15 protein-coding genes and 1 pseudogene are annotated in these 19,767 nt (G+C 37.9%); 13 read left to right on the forward strand and 3 right to left on the reverse strand.

All coding sequences use genetic code 11. The annotated features are described in order from the left end of the window. Positions 1-4 precede the first annotated feature (4 nt). The 6 genes and pseudogenes from JFU50_RS22095 (at position 5) to JFU50_RS22120 (ending at position 6,214) form a co-directional block, all read left to right on the forward strand. The gene (locus tag JFU50_RS22095; RefSeq protein ID WP_201185242.1) at positions 5-1,024 is read left to right on the forward strand and encodes a zinc-binding alcohol dehydrogenase family protein; all 1,020 of its coding nucleotides are present in this window, start codon (positions 5-7) and stop codon (positions 1,022-1,024) included. A gap of 13 nt (positions 1,025-1,037) precedes the next feature. After that, on the forward strand, positions 1,038-1,658 hold the full coding sequence (locus JFU50_RS22100; RefSeq protein WP_201185240.1) for a bifunctional 2-keto-4-hydroxyglutarate aldolase/2-keto-3-deoxy-6-phosphogluconate aldolase: 621 nt from the start codon (positions 1,038-1,040) through the stop codon (positions 1,656-1,658). A 12-nt stretch (positions 1,659-1,670) separates the two neighbouring features. Then, entirely contained in the window at positions 1,671-2,747 is a 1,077-nt protein-coding gene (gene uxuA, locus JFU50_RS22105; RefSeq protein ID WP_201185238.1) for a mannonate dehydratase, read from the forward strand. Beyond that, positions 2,744-3,580 carry an SDR family oxidoreductase gene (locus JFU50_RS22110; RefSeq protein WP_201185236.1) on the forward strand — a complete coding sequence of 279 codons (837 nt, stop codon included), beginning with the start codon at positions 2,744-2,746 and terminating at the stop codon, positions 3,578-3,580. The genes uxuA and JFU50_RS22110 overlap by 4 nt, the downstream gene beginning before the upstream one ends. A gap of 219 nt (positions 3,581-3,799) precedes the next feature. Continuing rightward, positions 3,800-4,800 (forward strand): annotated as a pseudogene (locus tag JFU50_RS22115) (substrate-binding domain-containing protein). Positions 4,801-4,972: 172 nt separating this feature from the next. Further along, the gene (locus tag JFU50_RS22120; RefSeq protein ID WP_201185232.1) at positions 4,973-6,214 is read left to right on the forward strand and encodes an MFS transporter; all 1,242 of its coding nucleotides are present in this window, start codon (positions 4,973-4,975) and stop codon (positions 6,212-6,214) included. Between the two features lie 204 nt (positions 6,215-6,418). Here the strand turns inward: JFU50_RS22120 and JFU50_RS22125 are convergent, their stop codons facing one another. Beyond that, the gene (locus tag JFU50_RS22125) at positions 6,419-7,288 is read right to left on the reverse strand and encodes an AraC family transcriptional regulator (RefSeq protein WP_201224143.1); all 870 of its coding nucleotides are present in this window, start codon (positions 7,286-7,288) and stop codon (positions 6,419-6,421) included. A gap of 199 nt (positions 7,289-7,487) precedes the next feature. On the opposite strand from JFU50_RS22125, the gene JFU50_RS22130 reads away from it, so the two are divergent. The 5 genes from JFU50_RS22130 (at position 7,488) to JFU50_RS31780 (ending at position 14,175) form a co-directional block, all read left to right on the forward strand. Then, positions 7,488-8,993, forward strand: coding sequence for a UxaA family hydrolase (locus JFU50_RS22130; protein WP_201224145.1), 1,506 nt, complete (start codon positions 7,488-7,490; stop codon positions 8,991-8,993). A gap of 60 nt (positions 8,994-9,053) precedes the next feature. Then, positions 9,054-10,067 carry a zinc-binding alcohol dehydrogenase family protein gene (locus JFU50_RS22135; protein ID WP_201224147.1) on the forward strand — a complete coding sequence of 338 codons (1,014 nt, stop codon included), beginning with the start codon at positions 9,054-9,056 and terminating at the stop codon, positions 10,065-10,067. A 100-nt stretch (positions 10,068-10,167) separates the two neighbouring features. Then, a complete protein-coding gene (locus JFU50_RS22140) occupies positions 10,168-11,664 on the forward strand; it encodes a tagaturonate reductase (RefSeq protein WP_201224149.1) in 1,497 nt (498 codons plus the stop codon). A 491-nt stretch (positions 11,665-12,155) separates the two neighbouring features. Next, entirely contained in the window at positions 12,156-12,860 is a 705-nt protein-coding gene (locus tag JFU50_RS22145) for a TerC family protein (RefSeq protein ID WP_201185222.1), read from the forward strand. A 394-nt stretch (positions 12,861-13,254) separates the two neighbouring features. Continuing rightward, a complete protein-coding gene (locus JFU50_RS31780) occupies positions 13,255-14,175 on the forward strand; it encodes an SRPBCC domain-containing protein (protein ID WP_201224151.1) in 921 nt (306 codons plus the stop codon). A gap of 328 nt (positions 14,176-14,503) precedes the next feature. Here the strand turns inward: JFU50_RS31780 and JFU50_RS22155 are convergent, their stop codons facing one another. Together JFU50_RS22155 and JFU50_RS22160 are read right to left on the reverse strand one after the other, a co-directional pair. After that, on the reverse strand, positions 14,504-15,064 hold the full coding sequence (locus JFU50_RS22155; RefSeq protein WP_201224153.1) for a cysteine hydrolase family protein: 561 nt from the start codon (positions 15,062-15,064) through the stop codon (positions 14,504-14,506). A gap of 203 nt (positions 15,065-15,267) precedes the next feature. After that, a complete protein-coding gene (locus JFU50_RS22160; RefSeq protein WP_201185217.1) occupies positions 15,268-16,749 on the reverse strand; it encodes an aldehyde dehydrogenase family protein in 1,482 nt (493 codons plus the stop codon). Between the two features lie 906 nt (positions 16,750-17,655). Here JFU50_RS22160 and JFU50_RS22165 point away from each other — a divergent pair. Both JFU50_RS22165 and JFU50_RS32015 read left to right on the forward strand, forming a co-directional pair. Then, entirely contained in the window at positions 17,656-19,431 is a 1,776-nt protein-coding gene (locus JFU50_RS22165; protein WP_201224155.1) for a sigma-54-dependent Fis family transcriptional regulator, read from the forward strand. Continuing rightward, positions 19,370-19,507, forward strand: coding sequence for a helix-turn-helix domain-containing protein (locus JFU50_RS32015; RefSeq protein ID WP_446728148.1), 138 nt, complete (start codon positions 19,370-19,372; stop codon positions 19,505-19,507). Before JFU50_RS22165 ends, JFU50_RS32015 begins: the two co-directional genes overlap by 62 nt. The last annotated feature ends 260 nt before the right edge of the window (positions 19,508-19,767 follow it).

Here is a 19,767-nt window from a genome sequence, read left to right on the forward strand (position 1 = left end):
AGAAATGAAAGCGGTTCAAGTACGAAAAGCACATGAACTTGTTATTCAAGAAGTAGAAAAACCCGAGATTTCGAACTCAACAGATGTCCTTGTTAAAGTTAAAAGAGTCGGGATTTGTGGATCAGATATGCATATCTACCATGGTACAAATCCTCTTGCTACATTGCCCCGAGTTGTAGGGCATGAGGTAGCTGGAGAAGTTGTGGAGATTGGTCAAGATGTCACAGGTATTAAAGTGGGAGACCACGTGGTTATTGAGCCTATCAGTTATTGTGGAGAGTGTTATGCTTGCCGTAAAGGTCGCCAAAATGTATGCGAAACATTGTCTGTTTTTGGTGTACATGAAGATGGTGGGATGAGGGAATGGTGTGTTCTTCCCGAAAAACAACTACATGTTGTGGATTCCGCTTTAGCTTGGGAAGAAATAGTATTAGCTGAACCTTATACAATCGGTGCACAAGCGGTTTGGAGAGGAGAAGTAGAGAAAGGGGACACAGTACTTATCCAAGGAGCAGGTCCTATTGGGATTTGTATATTAAAGATGGCCAAGCTTCAAGGGGCATCGGTAATGATCACGGATTTAAGTGATGAGCGCTTGGCTTTTGCTAAAGTAAATGGCGCTGATATTACTGTTCATGCGGGCAGTGAAGATGTTCAAAAGCGTGTACAGGAATGGACGAATGGCGAAGGTGCCAATGTTGTCATTGATGCCGTATGTTTGCCCATGACTTTTGAATTGTCCTTTGAAGTAGTTTCTACTGCAGGACGGATAGTCGTGCTAGGTTTTGATGAGCGAACTGCAGCGGTTTCCCAGCTTCCAATCACTAAAAAGGAAGTTTCGGTGAAAGGTTCTAGATTGCAAACCAACCAGTTCCCAAAAGTAGTGAAACTGTTAAATGAAGGTAATCTACGACATGAAGGTTTAGTTACACATACATTTTCCCTTGATGATGTCCAAGAGGCATTTAATTTTGTTGAAAACCATCCAGAACAGGTTCGAAAAGCGATCATCGTATTTAATTAAGGGGGTTGACGTAATGGATAAACATTCAATAATTCACCAAATAACAGAAACGAAAGTTGTAGCTGTTATCCGGGGACAGGATGCAGAGGAAGCGGCACAACTGTCTAAAGCAGCTGTTGAAGGTGGTATACGGTCAATCGAATTGACTTATACAACACCACGAATTGAAGAAGCTTTCAAGGAACTGCAAAATACAGATGCACTTATAGGAGCAGGTTCGGTATTGGATTCTGAAACAGCTCGCCATGCCATTTTAGCTGGTGCCAGTTTTATTGTAAGTCCCTATTTTGTTGAAGAAGTTGCTATCCTTTGTAATCGATATGGCATTCCATATATGCCTGGTTGTATGACAATTCGAGAAATGGCTACAGCACTTGAAGCAGGTTGTGATGTTCTGAAACTATTTCCGGCAAACCACTTTGAACCTTCTTTCATCAAGTCCGTTAATGGTCCGCTACCTAATGTAAGGATTATGCCTACCGGGGGAATTAATTTGGACAATATGAAGGACTGGCTGAATGCAGGTGCAGTAGCTGCAGGAATTGGTAGTGACTTAAACAAAGCCTATAGAAGCGGTGGCTATGAAGCCGTAGTTGAATTAAGTAGAGAATACATGCAGAAAATTGCAGAATAATGGGGGTGCACAATGAATATTACATTTAGATGGTATGGGAAAGACAATGATACCGTTACATTGGAGCAGGTTAAACAAATCCCTGGAGTTAAGGGGATTGTCTGGGCATTGCACCAAAAACCTGTTGGTGAGGTATGGGGAAAAGAAGAAATTAAAAAAGAAATTGAGTATATCCAATCATTTGGTTTTCACACAGATGTTGTTGAAAGTGTAAATGTTCATGAATCGATTAAATTAGGAAATGAAGATCGTATGATGTATATCGAGAAATACAAAGAGACGATCCGTAACCTTTCAGAGGCTGGCGTAAAAGTCATTTGTTATAATTTTATGCCGATTTTTGATTGGACTCGAACAGAAATGTTCCATCCATTAGAAGATGGTTCAACTGCATTATTTTATGAAAAAGCAAAAGTAGATACGTTAGATCCACAAGAGTTAATTCGTACGGTAGCAGAAGCTTCAGATTTAACATTGCCTGGTTGGGAACCAGAAAAGATGGAGCAGATTTCTGAATTATTCGAAGCATATAAAAGTATAGATGAAGATCAGCTATGGGCGAATTTAGAAATTTTCCTTAAGGAAATATTACCTGTTGCCGAGGCATGCGGCATTAAAATGGCGATACATCCGGATGATCCACCATGGTCCATTTTTGGCTTGCCACGAATCATCACGGGAGAATCAAGTTATGAAAAACTAATCGCCATTTCGGATTCGACATCGAATGCGTTTACGATGTGTACAGGCTCGATGGGTGCGAACCCTGAAAATGATATGGTACAAGTAGCTAAAAAGTATGCTTACCGTGCTCCTTTCTCGCATATCCGTAATGTGAAAATTTATGAAAACGGTGACTTTGTGGAAACATCGCATTATACACAGGATGGATCCATTAATGTGCAGGGTGTTGTAGAAGAATTGAACAAGCAAAATTATACTGGCTATGTAAGACCTGACCACGGCCGTCACATTTGGGGAGAGGTTTGTCGCCCAGGTTACGGATTATACGACAGGGCATTAGGTATTATGTATTTACTTGGATTGTGGGATGCATATGAAGCCTCCAAAGTTGGTAAGCAATCATGATGCCTATCCACGAAAACTTAACAAATAGGGTGGCAGTAATCACCGGCGGCAGTGGTGTATTGTGTTCCAAAATGGCTGTAGAGTTAGCCCGTCATGGTGTCAAAATAGCTATATTGAACAGAACGGCTGAAAAAGGACAACAGATAGTCGATATCATTGGCCAAACAGGCGGAACTGCAATATCCATCGCGACAGACGTTTTGGATAGAATCTCATTAGAGAATGCAAGAGAGAAAATACTGGAAAAGTTCGGACGAGTGGACCTATTAATAAATGGTGCTGGAGGCAATCACCCTGATGCCATTACAGCTCCAGAGAAATATGGGGAAGATGTAGATGGAAAGTCATTTTTCGATTTAGATGAAAATGGTTTTTCTCAAGTTTTTGCCAGTAATTTCACAGGTACATTTTTGGCGAGTCAGGTTTTTGGGAAAGCGTTATTACAAGTGGAAGCACCAGTTATATTAAATATTTCTTCCATGAGCTCTTACGCTCCAATGACTAAAGTACCAGCATATAGTGCTGCCAAAGCTTCGATAAATAACTTTACAATGTGGATGGCTGTTCATTTTGCTGAAGAGGGCTTACGTGTGAATGCTATTGCACCAGGTTTCTTTCTGACGAAGCAAAATCGAGACCTTTTGCTTAATGAAGATGGTAGTCTTACGGCAAGGTCCAATAAAATTATTACAGCAACACCTATGAAACGCTTTGGGCAACCTGAAGATTTGCTTGGTACATTGCTTTGGCTTGTTGATGAATCCTATTCGGGTTTTGTCACAGGAATTACGGTGCCAGTTGATGGCGGTTTCATGGCCTACTCAGGAGTGTGAACAAATTTCTTTTTTTAAAATAAAGAAGCCATGCAGGCGACTGGTCTTTTTATGATAGCTCACTGATTATGGGATGGTATTGGGATGTGCATTTTCGGTATAACAGAAGGTGATTGTAAAGCTGTTCTTAATATAATAGAATATTTCTTATATATCATAAACCACTTTGTTAAATGGTGATAAGCACAGAAATGAAAACACGAGACAGGAATGAATGAAATGAAAACTATTACAATTACTGATGTCGCCAAACATGCGAAAGTATCGAAAAGCACTGTTTCCCAATACTTGAATAAGCGATACGAGTACATGAGTGAAAAAACTAGAAAAAAATTGAAGAGACTATTGAAGAGTTGAACTATCAACCTAATATTATAGCGCGCAGTTTAAAACAAAAATCGACTTTTACGGTTGGAGTAGTGGTTGCCAATATTCTTCACACGTTTTCCACACAAATTATACGTGCAATAGAAAACTACTTTTATAAACAAGGGTTTCATATTATTGTATGTAATGCAGATGATAATCCTGAGAAGGAAAAGAATTATATTGAAATGCTAAGAGCAAAGCAAGTTGATGGAATCATCATTTTCCCCACAGGGGACAATCTTGATTTATATAAATGTATGAAGAGTGATCAGTTTCCAATTGTATTTATGGATCGGACGATAGAAGAATTAAATATTGCGACTGTTATGCTTGATAATCATCTTGCGTCAAAGTTAGCGGTTGATCGGTTTGTAGAAAAAGGTTATGAAAAAATTGCAATCATAACCACTTCTATAATCCATAATATCAGTCCTCGAATTGAACGTATCCAAGGGTACAAAGATACACTCGCGTCACATGGAATACAATTCAATGCAGATTATATTAAAACAGTGAATGCAGAAGAAATCCCGAATGCACTTTCAGAATTTTTCGAATTAAAAAAACCGCCTCAAGCCATATTAGCAGGAAATGATATCGTACTTAATGAAATTTTGCGATATATGAAAAAACACGATATGAATATTCCTGAGGATGTTGCGGTTATTGGAATTGATGAAGTCCCGTACGCTAACTTCTATACACCGACTATAACAACGGTTAATCAGCCAGCAATTGAAATGGCAAATCAGGCAGCAGAGTTATTGCTTAGGCAGATAAATAAAACTGGAAAAGAAGACACAAGCGTGCATCGTTTGAAACCGAATTTGCTGTCAAGAAATTCTTGCTAGACGCAAGATTTTAAGTAAAAAAGAAAGCGCTTTTTTTACTAGAGTTTACTAAACCGATTTACTTTTTCATGTTTTTTAGGGGTTTATTTTATATGTTTTGGTTCTTGGTTATAAATTGGAAACGTTTTCAAAGGTACTTTTACATTTATTGAAACATCTAGGGGGGTTCTTTATGTTTACAAAAGGTAGAGGAATGATCATTCTTTTCTTGTTCTTAGCAGGTGTAATAAATTATTTAGACCGTTCTGCATTGTCTATAGCAGCGCCGTTTATTCAAGATGATTTATCGTTAACAGCGACACAGATGGGGATTATTTTTAGTAGTTTTTCTGTAGGATATGCGATATTTAACTTTCTTGGAGGAATGGCATCCGATAAATATGGTGCGAAGCTGACACTTTTCGTTGCTATGATTGTTTGGTCTATATTCAGTGGTGCACTTGTACTGGCTGTCGGGTTTGTCAGTATGATTGTTATTCGTATTTTGTTCGGGATGGGTGAAGGTCCACTCTCCTCAACAATTAATAAAATGGTAAATAACTGGTTTCCTTCTAATCAACGGGCATCTGTTGTTGGTTTGACTAATAGCGGGACACCACTTGGTGGAGCCATTGCAGGACCGATTGTTGGCTTTATAGCAATCTCATATGGTTGGAGAGTTTCATTTATTGCTATCATGGTGATTGGTCTTATATGGGCTGTTTGCTGGTGGAAATTTGCTAAAGAAAAACCAGAAGAGTCAACTGAACAGGAAAATATGGGAAAAGAATATGTAGCAGCAGCATCGGAAGGAAAATTGAAATTCACCTTCTATTTAAAACAAAAAACTGTATTATTTACAGCACTTGCATTTTTTTCGTACAACTATATCTTGTTCTTTTTCTTAACATGGTTCCCAAGCTATTTGGTAAATGCACGCGGACTAAGCGTAGAAAATATGAGTATCATCACAGTAATTCCGTGGATATTTGGGTTTATTGGTCTTGCTTTGGGAGGTTTCGTGTCGGATTTCTTCTTTAAAAAGTTCGCACAAAAAGGCGTTTTATTCTCACGTAAGCTCGTGCTTGTTACTTGTTTGTTCTTATCGGCTGTTTGTATCGGATTTGCCGGCCTTGTATCGACAACATTAAGTGCAGTAACTCTAGTTGCACTTTCTGTGTTCTTCCTATATTTAACAGGTGCAATATACTGGGCGATTATTAATGATGTCGTAGACCCAGATAACGTTGGATCAGTTGGTGGTTTTATGCATTTCTTAGCAAATACAGCAGGAATTATCGGACCAACTTTAACAGGATACATTGTTGATACATCAGGCACATACACAGTAGCTTTCTTGCTTGCAGGTGGATTAGCTATTGTTGCATCGCTTGCAGTAATTCGCTTTGTACGTCCGATAGTTAAACCCGCGTAATAGATTAATAAAATAGAAGTGTCCCCCCAATGGAATTATCTATGGGGGGACACTTCTATTTTAATAGGATACATATTTTTGCAACTACACAATATCGAAAGTTTAGTTAGCTTATATTTTATCCAAATAAGGAATTATGCGGTAATCTGTACGAGTCCGAGGGAGCTGTATGAATCATCATGCACCTACTCAATTTTTCTGAATCTAAGATTTATGGTGTGCTTTTCGAAAATTAGCTGGAGTCCTATCATTGTATTTTTTGAAGATACGATGAAAATGGGGCATACTTTCGAAACCACACATTTCAGCAATATGCGAAACTGTGTGATTCGTTTCCAATAACAGTTCCTTTGCTTTAATGACTCTTTTCGTATTCAGATACACGATTAACCCGATTCCAGTTGTTTCTTTAAAGACTCTACTGAAATGAGAGGGACTGACCAAGGATTTATTAGCAAGTATCGTCAAGGTTAATGGTTCACTTAAATGGTCATTAATATATGCCAAAATATCTTTAATCCATACTGAACTATAGGTATTAGTCTCCGACATATCCTGTTCGTTATTTATTCGTATACGGCATAAATCAAGCATAATCTGGTGAACAATCAGCAAAGTGGCATGCCTTGCGCCTAATGCATTTTCTGATGTTTCTTGATAAATGTGTAGAAGCTGTTCTTCCATTTTTACCTGTTTCTTTGGTGGTAAGGATATTTTATAATTCTTACTCTTTTTTGTCAGGTCAAACAAATTTAAATATGAAAAAGAATCATCAACAATGTCCTTATATATTAATGTGGGGCTGAAAAAGATAATCGTAGAAGTAACAGGGTCGTCCTTATTCGGCATTGCTCTATGAATCGTATTGTTAGGGATTAGGAATACATCTCCTTGTTGCATATCATAAAACACATCACCGACAAAAAAGGTCCCATTACCGCTATAAACATAAACAATTTCATAATAATCATGCATATGATCAGATAGTTCTTTCTGAGGACATTTAGTATCTTGATAGACAAAAGATAAAGGGAACAGTAAATCATGATTGGACACTTTTTGATATTTTTTCATTTCGCTCATCACCTGATTGTATATTACAACAAAAATGAGTATATATATATCAAAAAATGCAATTTATATTTCAATTCTTGATGTTAAAATGATAATAGATTCATAAGGAAGTAAATTCATGCTTGAAAATGAAAGGGTTTTCTAATAGTAATTACCGTTTAGGTGTTGTACGCCAACACTCAAAATAGGAGGGGACAAAATGAATAAGATTGTTCAATTGCATTCAAAAGATGATGTGGTTATTTCCTTGCATGTGATCCGAAAAGGGGAGAGCCTTCAAATTCAATCGGGAGACAATGAAATTATCAATATAAAGGCTCGTGATGATATTCCGAAAGGACATAAGATATTAGTAAACCCGGTAAAGCAGGGGGCAGATGTTCTTAAGTTTGGCTACTCGATTGGGAAAGCCAAAAAAGATCTGGATGCTGGGGAGTGGGTTCATACTCATAACCTAGGATCCGGTTTGCAGGGGATATTGGAATATTCCTATCAACCAAGCATTCAAAATACAGAAGTCGAAGACTCAAAACATACATTCCAAGGATATATTCGTGAAAACGGGGATGTGGGCATCCGTAATGAAATATGGATCATCAATACGGTTGGTTGTATCAATAAAACATGTGAAGTGCTTGCTAAAATGGGCAATGAGCAGTTTAAGGAGCGACAAATTGATGGAATTCATCACTTTCCTCATCCCTACGGTTGTTCTCAATTAGGGGATGACTTGACTAATACACAGAAGCTATTAGCATCCTTGGCTCAACACCCGAATGCAGCCGGAGTGTTGGTTGTGGGATTAGGATGTGAGAATAATCAAATTGAAGCATTTAAAGAAGTCATTGGCGAGTATCCCCCGAATCGTATTAAATTTCTCAAAGCCCAAGAGGTTAATGACGAATTAGAGTGCGGCTTACGATTATTGGAAGAATTAGTGGGATACGCGGAACAATTTGAACGTCAGCCGATACCGGTTTCAAAGTTGAAAATAGGATTAAAGTGTGGAGGATCTGATGGTTTTTCAGGTATTACCGCCAATCCATTAGTTGGAGCGGTATCCGATCTTATTGTTGAAAATGGTGGGACAACAATTTTGACAGAGGTTCCAGAGATGTTTGGAGCGGAAACTATATTAATGAACCGGGCAAAAGATGAAGAAACATTTAATAAAATCGTTCATCTTATTAATGATTTTAAACAATATTTCATTCGGCATGATCAGGAAATTTATGAAAATCCCTCACCGGGAAATAAAGAAGGTGGTATTAGTACACTGGAGGAAAAATCACTTGGATGTACGCAAAAAGGCGGTCATGCTACGGTTGTAGATGTCAATCCATATGGCAAACGAGTAGTAAAACATGGACTGAATTTGGTCAATGCTCCTGGTAATGACTTGATATCGGTTACGGCTTTGGCAGCATCAGGGGCTCATATCGTTCTATTTACCACAGGAAGAGGAACACCATTTGGCGGCCCGGTGCCAACTGTGAAAATAGCGACAAACTCAGATTTAGCCAAACGCAAAAAGCATTGGATTGATTATAATGCGGGACAGTTAATTGAAGGTCAAAACATAGATGAATTAAAGCATGATTTATTCCGTTACATTCTTGAGCTTGCATCTGGTGAAAAGAAAACCAATAATGAAAAATTCGGCTATAGGGAGATAAGCATTTTTAAAGAGGGAGTCATTCTTTAAAATAGGTAATTTTCTCATCTTTTAATTAGATTAAAAGTATAAAAAAAGGAGTGTTATTTTGTGAAAAGTATAGTTTGTGAGCAACCTTATCAATTTAAAATGATAGAGGCTGAACAACCTGTTCCAAACTCAGTAGAAGCTTTAATTCGTGTGAGGCGCATTGGAATATGTGGAACGGACATTCATGCCTATGGAGGTAATCAACCATTTTTTAGCTATCCACGGATACTTGGTCATGAACTATCTGGGCATATTGAATCCATCCCTGAAAATGCATCGGGACTAAAAGTTGGTGATCAAGTCTCGATCATTCCATATATGGAGTGTGGAAAATGTATTGCTTGTAAAAACAGAAAAACGAACTGCTGTACGAGTATGAAAGTGTTGGGTGTACATATGGAAGGTGGAATGCGTGAATGGATTACGGTTCCTTATGATCATTTAGTGAAAACTGAAGGGCTTACCCTTGATCAATCAGCTATGATAGAGCCTTTAAGTATAGGGGCTCACGCGGTTAGACGTGCTGCGATTCAAGAAGGGGAGTTTGCACTCGTTATTGGTGCAGGTCCAATAGGATTAGGAGTTATGGCATTTGCTAAAGAACAAGGAGCGAAAGTAATTGCAATGGATGTAAACAATGAGCGCCTTGCGTTTGCTGGTAAATGGGCCAAGGCAGATTATTCGTTGAACGTTTTGGATCAACCATTAGAGAAATTAGCCGAGTTGACAAATGGAGAAATGCCTACCGTTGTATTTGACGCAACTGGTAATGCGAAGTCGATGATGGAGGCGTTTAAATTCCCTGCTCACGGAGGAAGACTGATCTATGTAGGCTTAGTGAAGTCTGATATTTCCTTTAATGACCCTGACTTCCATAGCAAAGAGCTTACCCTAATGGGAAGCCGAAATGCTACTCGAGAAGATTTTGATTATGTAGTGAATACGGTGAAAAATGGTGGAGTGGATTTAAGTTTGTATATTTCACACCGTACGCATTTGGATGAAATGATCCAACAGTTTGAAGGATGGTTAACTCCAGATGCTAAAGTCATTAAGGCTATTGTTGAAATTTAAACGATGGTTTCATGTCTAATAAAAGCAACCGTGTGATGTGGTTGCTTTGTTCATCTTCTGTAGAGAGAAATTTTCTGTTATGAAAGGGAGATTAATAATCATGAATAAAAATCAAAGTCATGTGAAGAGCCTAAGTAAAGAAACAGGAGCTGTGCAAATTGGACATATGATGCAGGATTACCCAGTAAAAGTGCTGCAAATTGGAGAGGGGAATTTTCTGCGTGGCTTCTTTGATTGGATGATTTCTGAATGTAATAAACAAGGGCATTTCCAAGGAAGTATTGTCGTTACCCAGCCTCGCCCCACTGGAAAAGGAAAAATAGAGAAATTGAAGCAACAAGATGGATTATATACGTTGATGATACGGGGATTTAAGAATGGTGAGAAAGTAGATAATAAAGAGATTATCTCCGTTTTTTCGAAGGCAATTGATCCGTATGAAGAATGGGACGAGTTTTTGGCGTTGTCCCAAAACCCTACATTGGAATTTATAGTCTCTAATACGACAGAGGCTGGGCTAAAATACCAGCATATTCCTTGGGAAGAGGGAGTACCGATTGAATCTTTTCCGGGGAGATTAACAGCATTTTTATATCAGCGATATTTATATTTTAACGGAGAAACAGAAAAAGGTCTCATTATGTTACCATGTGAGCTTTTGGAGAGAAATGGTGATATGTTGAAGCAATGTGTCCTTCAGCACAGTAGGGACTGGGAATTACCGAAGTCATTTATGGATTGGGTAGACCAAAATAATCTGTTCCTTAACTCCCTTGTAGATCGTATTGTAACAGGATTTCCTGCTAAAGAGGCGGATGAATTATTTGCATCGTGGGAATATGAGGATTCTTTATTAAATACAGCTGAGCCGTATCATTTATGGGCTATAGAAGGTGACCCTTCTTTTGACCAGCGTCTTCCTTTGAAACAATCAGGCTTAAACGTGCATTGGGTAAAGGATTTAGTTCCTTATCAAATGAGGAAGATACGTATTCTAAATGGCTCACATACGTTAATGGCTCCTCTGGGTATATTATCTGGATTGGAAGAAGTGAAACAGGTAATCGATCACCCTGATTTTAATCAATTTCTGCGACAAGCAATTAATGAGGAAATAATTCCCTCATTACCATTTGATCGTAATGAGATGATAATATATGGAGAAAGCGTTATGGAGCGTTTTATGAATCCTTTTGTTCATCATCGTCTGGCCGACATTTCATTGAATAGTGTATCGAAGTTTAAGGTTCGTCTTCTGCCGACTATAGAAGATTATTTTGAGAAGAAAGATAGGTTGCCTGTTTGCGTTGTACGAGCATTTGCTGGTCTGATCAGATTTTATAAGGTACAGAAAGTGAAAGGGAATTATGTAGGGGAAAGCTTTGGTGGTAAAGAGTATGTTGTAAAAGATGATGTAAAAACAATTGAATTTTTTAGAGAACAGTGGCTTCGTTATGAGGCAGAAGAAATTTCACTTAAACAATTGGTTGAGACCTTTCTAGGTAATCAACATTTATGGGGGAAGGATTTGAACAAGTTCACTGCTCTTGTTGACGAATTATGCTACCACTTAGAAGTGATGCTTAGGAAACAATAAGGTTAGGTAACCCAGGCTCAGTTGCAAGATATCAAGTTTTCTCTAATAGTTTCCTTATCGTATTTGTATGATGTAGAATTTTAATAGCTCTTTACAAAGAAAAACTAAGCGGAAATATGATGAATATACCAAGCCAGAAGATAGACCAAGACAATATATTCTATCTATAAGCTGATAAACCAATTATTTCCTAGGAAAGTCCAGAAAATTAATCATTATTTTTTACTTTATTTTATTCATATATTTGGTATAATAGAATTGCAATAAGATTTCTTTAAGTTTTCTATAATGCAAGATACTTAGATTTTAGGGAAAAATTTCATAATACTTATCCCGTGAAGGGGAGTAGCGTCAGGTGTTACCTGAAATAAAGTCGTCATTACGTGGAATTTCTCCACCGGCTTTATTGGCCTAATCAATTAGTGCTTAGCGAGACCTTTGCCATTTATGGCAGAGGTCTCTTTATTTTTGTTTAAAAGGAGGAAGATGTGTTGGATTTTTTAACAGGTGAATTTATTTCAGGTCTTTTAGCAATCATTATGATAGATTTGGTTCTTGCTGGAGATAATGCGATCCTTATTGGATTGGCTGCAAGAAAGCTTCCAAAAGATCAGCAAAAAAAGGTGATCATTTGGGGAGCAGTCGGGGCAATTGTTATCAGGATTATTGCAACGCTATTGGTTGTTGTAATCTTAGAGGTGCCTGGCCTGCATTTAATTGGAGGATTACTGCTGGTATGGATTGCTTATAAGCTTCTTATTGATGAGGAAGAACATGATGTGAAACCCGCTGACTCAATGTGGGCTGCCATTAAAACTATTATTATTGCAGATGCTTTAATGGGATTGGATAATGTTCTAGCTGTAGCTGGCGCATCACATGGAAATTTCACATTAGTTGTGATTGGATTGCTTGTGTCGATTCCAGTAGTGATGTATGGAAGCACTTTGATCCTGAAACTGATTGAACGCTACCCATTCATCATAGTAATTGGAGCCGGGATACTAGGCTGGACAGCTGCTAAGATGATCGTAGCTGAACCTTTCATGCACAACTACTTTGCTAATCCCTTCGTAAAATACGGATTTGAAGCAATAGTCGTGATTGGGATTTTAGTGGCGGGTAACCTTAGACAACAAAAAGTAGAAAAAGAAAAAGCTATCAGAAATAAAATCCAAATCGAACAGAATGGTTAAACGGTAATCCAAAGAGACTTTTCGTAAAAGAAAGGTCTCTTTTTTTCGTCTATTTGGCCAGTACTAGTTAATTCTTTCAGAGTTTTAATTTGAAACCTTTATGGAGTGTGTCGTCAGCTGATGTACTATACTAGTATATATTTTTTTATTTTAACGGATAATGGTCCTTAGTTGGAAAATAATTAGCCCCCCTTTTAATAATGAAGGGGAGAAAACCCATTATAAAATAACAAATCGGGAGTCATACTATAGTGGTTGCATCGTAACTAAACAAGAAAAAAATTAAAGGGATATCATAAGAAAAACAGAAATATTTTATATAAGAAGAAAAAAACTGCGTTAAGGTATATTACCAATGGGATTCAAATACATGTTATAACAGGAGAATTAGTAGATGAAACTAAAAGTTGAAATTGAAAGAAAAATCTCTAAGTCAATTGACAAGGTTTTTGAAGCAATTGTTGATCCTGAAATAATGTCTCAATACTTTATATCTAGCGGGACTAGTCGCATTGAAAGCAATAAAACTATTACTTGGAGATGGGACGATGTTGGTGCAGAGTTTCCTATTATTGTTAAGAAAGTAAGCGAAGAAGAGCACTATATAACATTTCTGTGGTCGGCTAGTGGAGTAGAAACTAATGTAGAATTCAAGCTAGAGTGGTTAGACGCAACCTCAACCTTGGTAAAGGTGAGTGAGGATGGCTGGGAAGGAAATGAACAAGGAATAAAATGTTACGGACAACAGACGCAAGGCTGGGTTGATATGATCTTATGTATGAAGGCTTTTCTTGAATTTGGTATCAATTTACGCTCCGGTATCAAAGACAAATTGATGATAATGCCTATTTCAATACCAGACCTTTCATCAAGACCTTTTTCTCTAACGGTGGACCGTATAATTGATTCATTGCCTGATGCTCTTTTCCTAGCGTGGACTAAACAGTTTGACCTCTGGTTTGCATCTCCAGGATCGGTGTTAATGAATGGAGAAGTCAACTCGGTTTTCTTCTTTGAGACAATCTACGAATTCGAGACCGAAAGAAAGGCAAAGCGTCATCCCCATTACGGCCGATTTCTTAGGCTTGAACCCAATAGACTCATCGAATTAACGTGGGTTACCGGGGCTGAGGGAACAAGAGGAGCTGAAACGGTTGTTACGATTGAACTAGAATCTTACACAAACGGTACGCATTTGCGTCTTACTCATGCTGGCTTTCTAGATGAGGAGTCGAGAAATCAGCACGAACAGGCTTGGCCGATTGTGCTTGAAGAATTAGACAAGCGAATGAGGGCAAGTACCACCCAAGAATAAAGAATAGCCCCGTTAGTAAAAGGGAGATATCATAATAATGCAGCGATACTCTCTTCTTCAGTCTAAGAAAACGGCTTTTGTTTTCGATGAATGATCACACAAAAAAAGGGATGGCAATTTGGAATGAAGATGGAGTAAAAAATCTGAAAATTAAAAGATGTATTCTGGTTCCGTAATCTTTTATCGAGCTATTACAATAGGAATGTGTAAGAGAGAAATGGAAAGTTTGTTGATTTGGAAAAATGCCAGATAAATCAACAAACTTTAAACCATACTGGAAAGGCATTTTTAAAGCCTAACCTAAATCAAGTCTAGATCACTCTTATTTTTACTTTACTTTTGCTTTTTCTAAATAAGCAGTTGCTGTTTCAATTGTAGCGTAGAGGCTTCCAAGCGCTGCCATAAATACGTCATGGACATCGGTGGCTTGTATGTTGCGTCCGCGAAAAGATAGGTCAGGAGATGTGCAGGCATCTTCAATGACGGTGCACGTGAACCCATAGTCTACGGCGGCACGGGCAGTTGCGTCGATACACATGTGGCTCATCATGCCACATATGACAACATGCTCGGTGCCAGCTTGACGAAGTTGATTAAGGAGGGGAGTCTCTCGGAAGCTATTCGGATAATTCTTCTGAATGATAGTTTCTCCTTCAAGTGGTGTAACAGCCTCGTTAATCGTGATACCTTCTGTTCCTGGAGCAAAAAATGGAGCGTTGTGATCATTGAATATATGCTGAATATGAAATATTGGCATGTTTTGGTTGCGGAAAAAATTTAGCAACTTTCGGGAGTTATTTGCTGCTCTATTAGGTTCAAATAGCTCCATCCGACCATTTGGAAAATAATCATTCTGAACGTCAACAAGAATTAAAGCTGTCTTTTCCATTTAATCTCTATCCTTATTCTTCCATTTAGATAAAATCTGTTAGTATTAAGTGTTGGTTTTAGGGATTCTGCAAATCCTACCTATCTCTTAATAATATAGAAGGGATAAATTACAAATTAAGTTTATTTGCGTGTAACATAAATAAAATATATAAGCAAACAGGGACAAAGATGCCCCTGTTTTAAGTGGTTTATAAAGTTTTATTAGTTTAAGTTAATCCATACACTTTTAACTTCAGTATAGTTATCTAACGCATAGCTTCCCATTTCTCGACCAATTCCACTTTGTTTGTACCCTCCAAAAGGAGAAGCGGCATCAAAAGCGTTATAGCAGTTTACCCAAACTGTACCTGCTTTTAATTCATTGGCTACATAATGGGCTTTTTTTACATCTTGTGTCCATAAACCTGCTGCTAATCCATATTCGGTGTTATTTGCACGGCGAATCACATCGTCTAAATCGTCAAACGGCATGGCAGCTACAACAGGTCCGAAGATTTCTTCTTTAGCAATAGTCATTTCATCATTGACACCAGCAAATATTGTAGGTGCTACAAAATAGCCATCGCCTTGTCCATAACTACCGCCTGTAACCACTTCTGCACCTTCTGATTTTCCTTGTTCAATATAACTACCCACACGTTCTAGTTGCTCATTAGATACCAATGGCCCTATCTGTGTAGATGGATCAAGGCCAGCCCCTTGTTTAATGTTTTTTGCGTGGGAAACTAAATCAGCTACCACATTATCATAGGACTTCTTCTGAATATAAAGGCGAGAGCCAGCACAACAAACTTGTCCTTGATTAAACATAATGCCCGATAAAGCACCGGGAATCGCTTTAGTCATATCAGCATCTGGTAAAATGATATTTGGTGATTTCCCACCCAGTTCTAGTGAAATCTTTTTCACTGTACCTGAAGCTTGGCGCATAATCATTTTACCTACTGAGGTAGAACCTGTAAAAGCAATTTTATCCACATCCGGATGGTCTACAAGTGGTGAGCCTGCTGTTTCACCAAATCCTGGTATAACATTAAGAACACCAGGAGGAAACCCGGCTTCGAGTGCGAGTTGACCTAAATACAATGCTGAAAGTGGTGTTTGCTCTGCTGGTTTTAAAACGATTGTACATCCGGTTGCAAGGGCTGCACCTAATTTCCACGCTGCCATAAGAAGAGGGAAATTCCAAGGAATAATTTGTCCAACTACACCTACTGCTTCATGGCGAGTATAGTTGAAGTAATTCCCTGCAACAGGAATCGTTTGACCGACAATCTTAGTAGTCCACCCAGCATAATAACGGAAGTGATCAATGGCAAGAGGGACGTCCGCATTAGTTGTTTCACCAATAGGCTTCCCGTTATCTAGTGTATCCAATTGTGCTAACTCTTCTTTGTGAGCTTCCATTAAATCCGCTAATTTATAAATGAGGCGACTGCGTTCAGAAGCACTCATTTTTTTCCAAGGACCATTGTCAAATGCTTGGCGGGCTGCTTTGACTGCTTTATCAACATCTTCTGGTCCGGCTTCGCTCACAATTGCTAAAACTTTCCCGTTGGAAGGATCAAGGGTCTCAAAAGTTTGACCAGAAGTAGCTTCTACCAATTCCCCATTAATCAAAAGCTTTTTAGTACCTTTTAAGAATTCTTGTACACGTGGATTAAGTCGAATTGTTTGTTCCATTTATAAAACCCCTTTTCATTTGGTATAAGTAAATGTTTATTCTTGCAAATTCGCTCAGATAATATGAAAGTCTATCCATGAAACCTATCAAACTTCAGTTTGCTATTAGAATTATGGCATATAGATGTTATACCTAGATTATCAATCGATATATGTGCGCTACCTTTTGTTAATTCAACTATCCTTTATTCAGAATTCTTAGCCTTACCATTTATTGAAACGGCAGTACCTAATTCCTTCGCGAGATTAAGAGTATGACTCATAAACACGTGACTACCAACTTCATCAATTACTGCACGAAATTTGTGTCCAATAACAAAGGGGATACTTAGACCGAATCAACAAAAATATTTATCCTTGCATGCAATTTCTACGACAAATCATCTGCAGCTAGTGCTGAATCGGGCATTTTTAAGACCTTCAAGAGCTGTTGATGTTCAGTTAGTACCACAATGCTTCGTGACGAATCTGTGTTTTTTTATCCAATTTTCGGATGCAACTCATGTTTAAAACAGGTTTGTGCTGCCATTCATTCTTTCTATTTATCTATCTTTCCTAGTTATTTAATCCTCCTTTTAAAAAAATTGGAATAAGGTACTCAACTGGTTATAATGCAAGACTCATGCCAATAACAAAAACCCTATGAAAACCGTAAAAAATGATTGGCTAGTTTTTAGAAAAATAGTTTTTGTTCTAGTATGGAACAATTACATGTTCCATATTAGAACAAAATCGAACGAAAGGTAGAATTCGTTGGTTTAGTTTCTGAATTTTCTGCTATAATGAAGTTGTATGGACAAACCCTTTTTATCCTATAAAAATTTTGTTGTTCTATGTGTTCAAAGTTAAGATAGTGAATCAACAAAATTACATAAAGAGTATTTTACAAATGGGAGGAGTTATTCTATGTCAGTCAATATTAGCGCGCCTAAAGAAACCATTCCTACTTTCATTCAAGAATCCTGGAAGCGCTGCCATTCAAAAGGACTACAACCTAGAATAATGGACAAGGAAAATATGCTGGGTGAATTTGAGCTGGCCGAATTCCAGGATCAATATGCAGAGCTCCTATATTATTCTTCACCCATTTTAGAAGACGTGTATAGCTCTATACATGGCATGGAATCTATTCTATTACTTGCTGCTCCTGAAGGATACATCATTGAAACTGTCGGAGATCCATCATTTATTCGGCATGCTGACAATGTTGCCCTTAGAAAAGGGGCAAATTGGCTGGAGGAATCAAAAGGGACAAATGCAATAGGTACAGCTATAGTTGAGAAAAAAACAGTACTTATTCACGGGAGCCAACATTTTTATCAGGATAACCATTTCCTTACTTGTACCGCAACTCCCATTTATCATCCTGATGGACATCTGCTTGGTGTTTTAAACTTAAGCAGTCATCAACAGGATTATCATCCGTTTTCTATAAGTTTAGTTCAAAGAGTGGCAGATAGTATTAAACAAGCCCTCTTATTAGCCCAAACACAAAAACGAGAGAAAAATCTTTATTTTATATATGATCAGCATCCTGACCCTCTATTTACTATTAATAAAGAAGGTAACGTTACAAGTCTTAATATCGCAGCATCCCATGCTATTGGCAGTTTAGAACAAACCACAACGGGGCAACCGATATCGAGTATAATATCAGGACTAGATACTCTTGCATTAATTAAAGGACTAGAACAAAAGGTTGCAATAAAAAATCAGAAGTTTACAGCTCAGCCCCTTATTAAAGATACCCAACATCTGTCCTATGTGATTCTTCGGTTAGAGAAACTAAAACAGAAAGATGAACAAACAAATCGTTATCATTTTTCTGATATCATCAGTAATGATTCTCAAATGAATCAAACGATATCTATAGCAAAAAGGGCTGCGAAACTTGATATTAGTCTTCTTATCACTGGTGAAAGCGGCACAGGCAAAGAGCTGTTTGCTCAATCTATTCATGGTGTCAGCTTTAGAAGAGATAAACCATTTATCGCGATTAATTGCAGTGCAATACCTGAAAATTTATTAGAAAGTGAGTTATTTGGGTATGAAAAGGGTGCCTTTACTGGTGCAAATAGCGGTGGACATAAGGGGAAGTTTGAAGCGGCAAATGGTGGAACCTTGTTTTTAGATGAAATCGGGGATATGCCCCTTACTGCTCAAGCGACTTTACTTCGGGTGCTTCAGGAACGTTGTGTTACACGTGTCGGCGGTAATACTTCGCGCCCCATCGATGTGAGAATAATCGCAGCAACTAACAAAGACTTACAGAAAGAAATAGAAGCAGGACAGTTTCGTGCGGATCTATTTTTTCGTCTGAATGGGTTAACCTTAAAACTTCCAAAATTAAAGAATCGTACAGATTTATTAATGTTAGCTGAACATGTTTTATCGCATTTACCATATAGAAATGAAAGTACAGAATTAACAGAAGATGCTAAAACATTTATTTTTGAATATGAATGGCCAGGAAACTTCCGCGAATTACAAAACGTGCTAGGGCAGGTCTGCTTTTCTAGCCAATCAGAATCCGATTACAAAGGCTTTGCTCGTTTCACTTTGTCCAGTTTCATCTCCGTCAAGAAATGTAGAAGAAACAAAGGAGCAAGAACCTACAAGCATGCTAGATCAAGAAATCCAACTTATAAAAAAAGCGTTGGAACGAACAAATGGAAATATTAGCAACGCAGCAAAACAACTTAAAATTGGCCGTAATACTCTTTATAGAAAGATGAGAACCTACAAAATCATGCGATAACTCAAAAAGTAGGTGATTCAGAGTGTTTTTGAAGTATTTAACTGATGATACTTTTTAACCAATCACCAACTTCCCCGACCTATTTTGGTCGGTTTCTTTGTTATCCACCAATCATACTTGTGGTCTCCAGACTATTTTCCCTGTCACCTATCAACATTTCATCTACTTTACGAGCTGTTTTTTCATGTGTTTGTTCCTTTTGGAGTTTGTTTTTTCTATTCTAAAATCGTATCATAAGAAGATTAACAGATCTTGAATAA

This window comes from Peribacillus sp. TH14 (genome assembly GCF_016651145.1).
GTDB classification, from domain to species: domain Bacteria; phylum Bacillota; class Bacilli; order Bacillales; family DSM-1321; genus Peribacillus; species Peribacillus butanolivorans.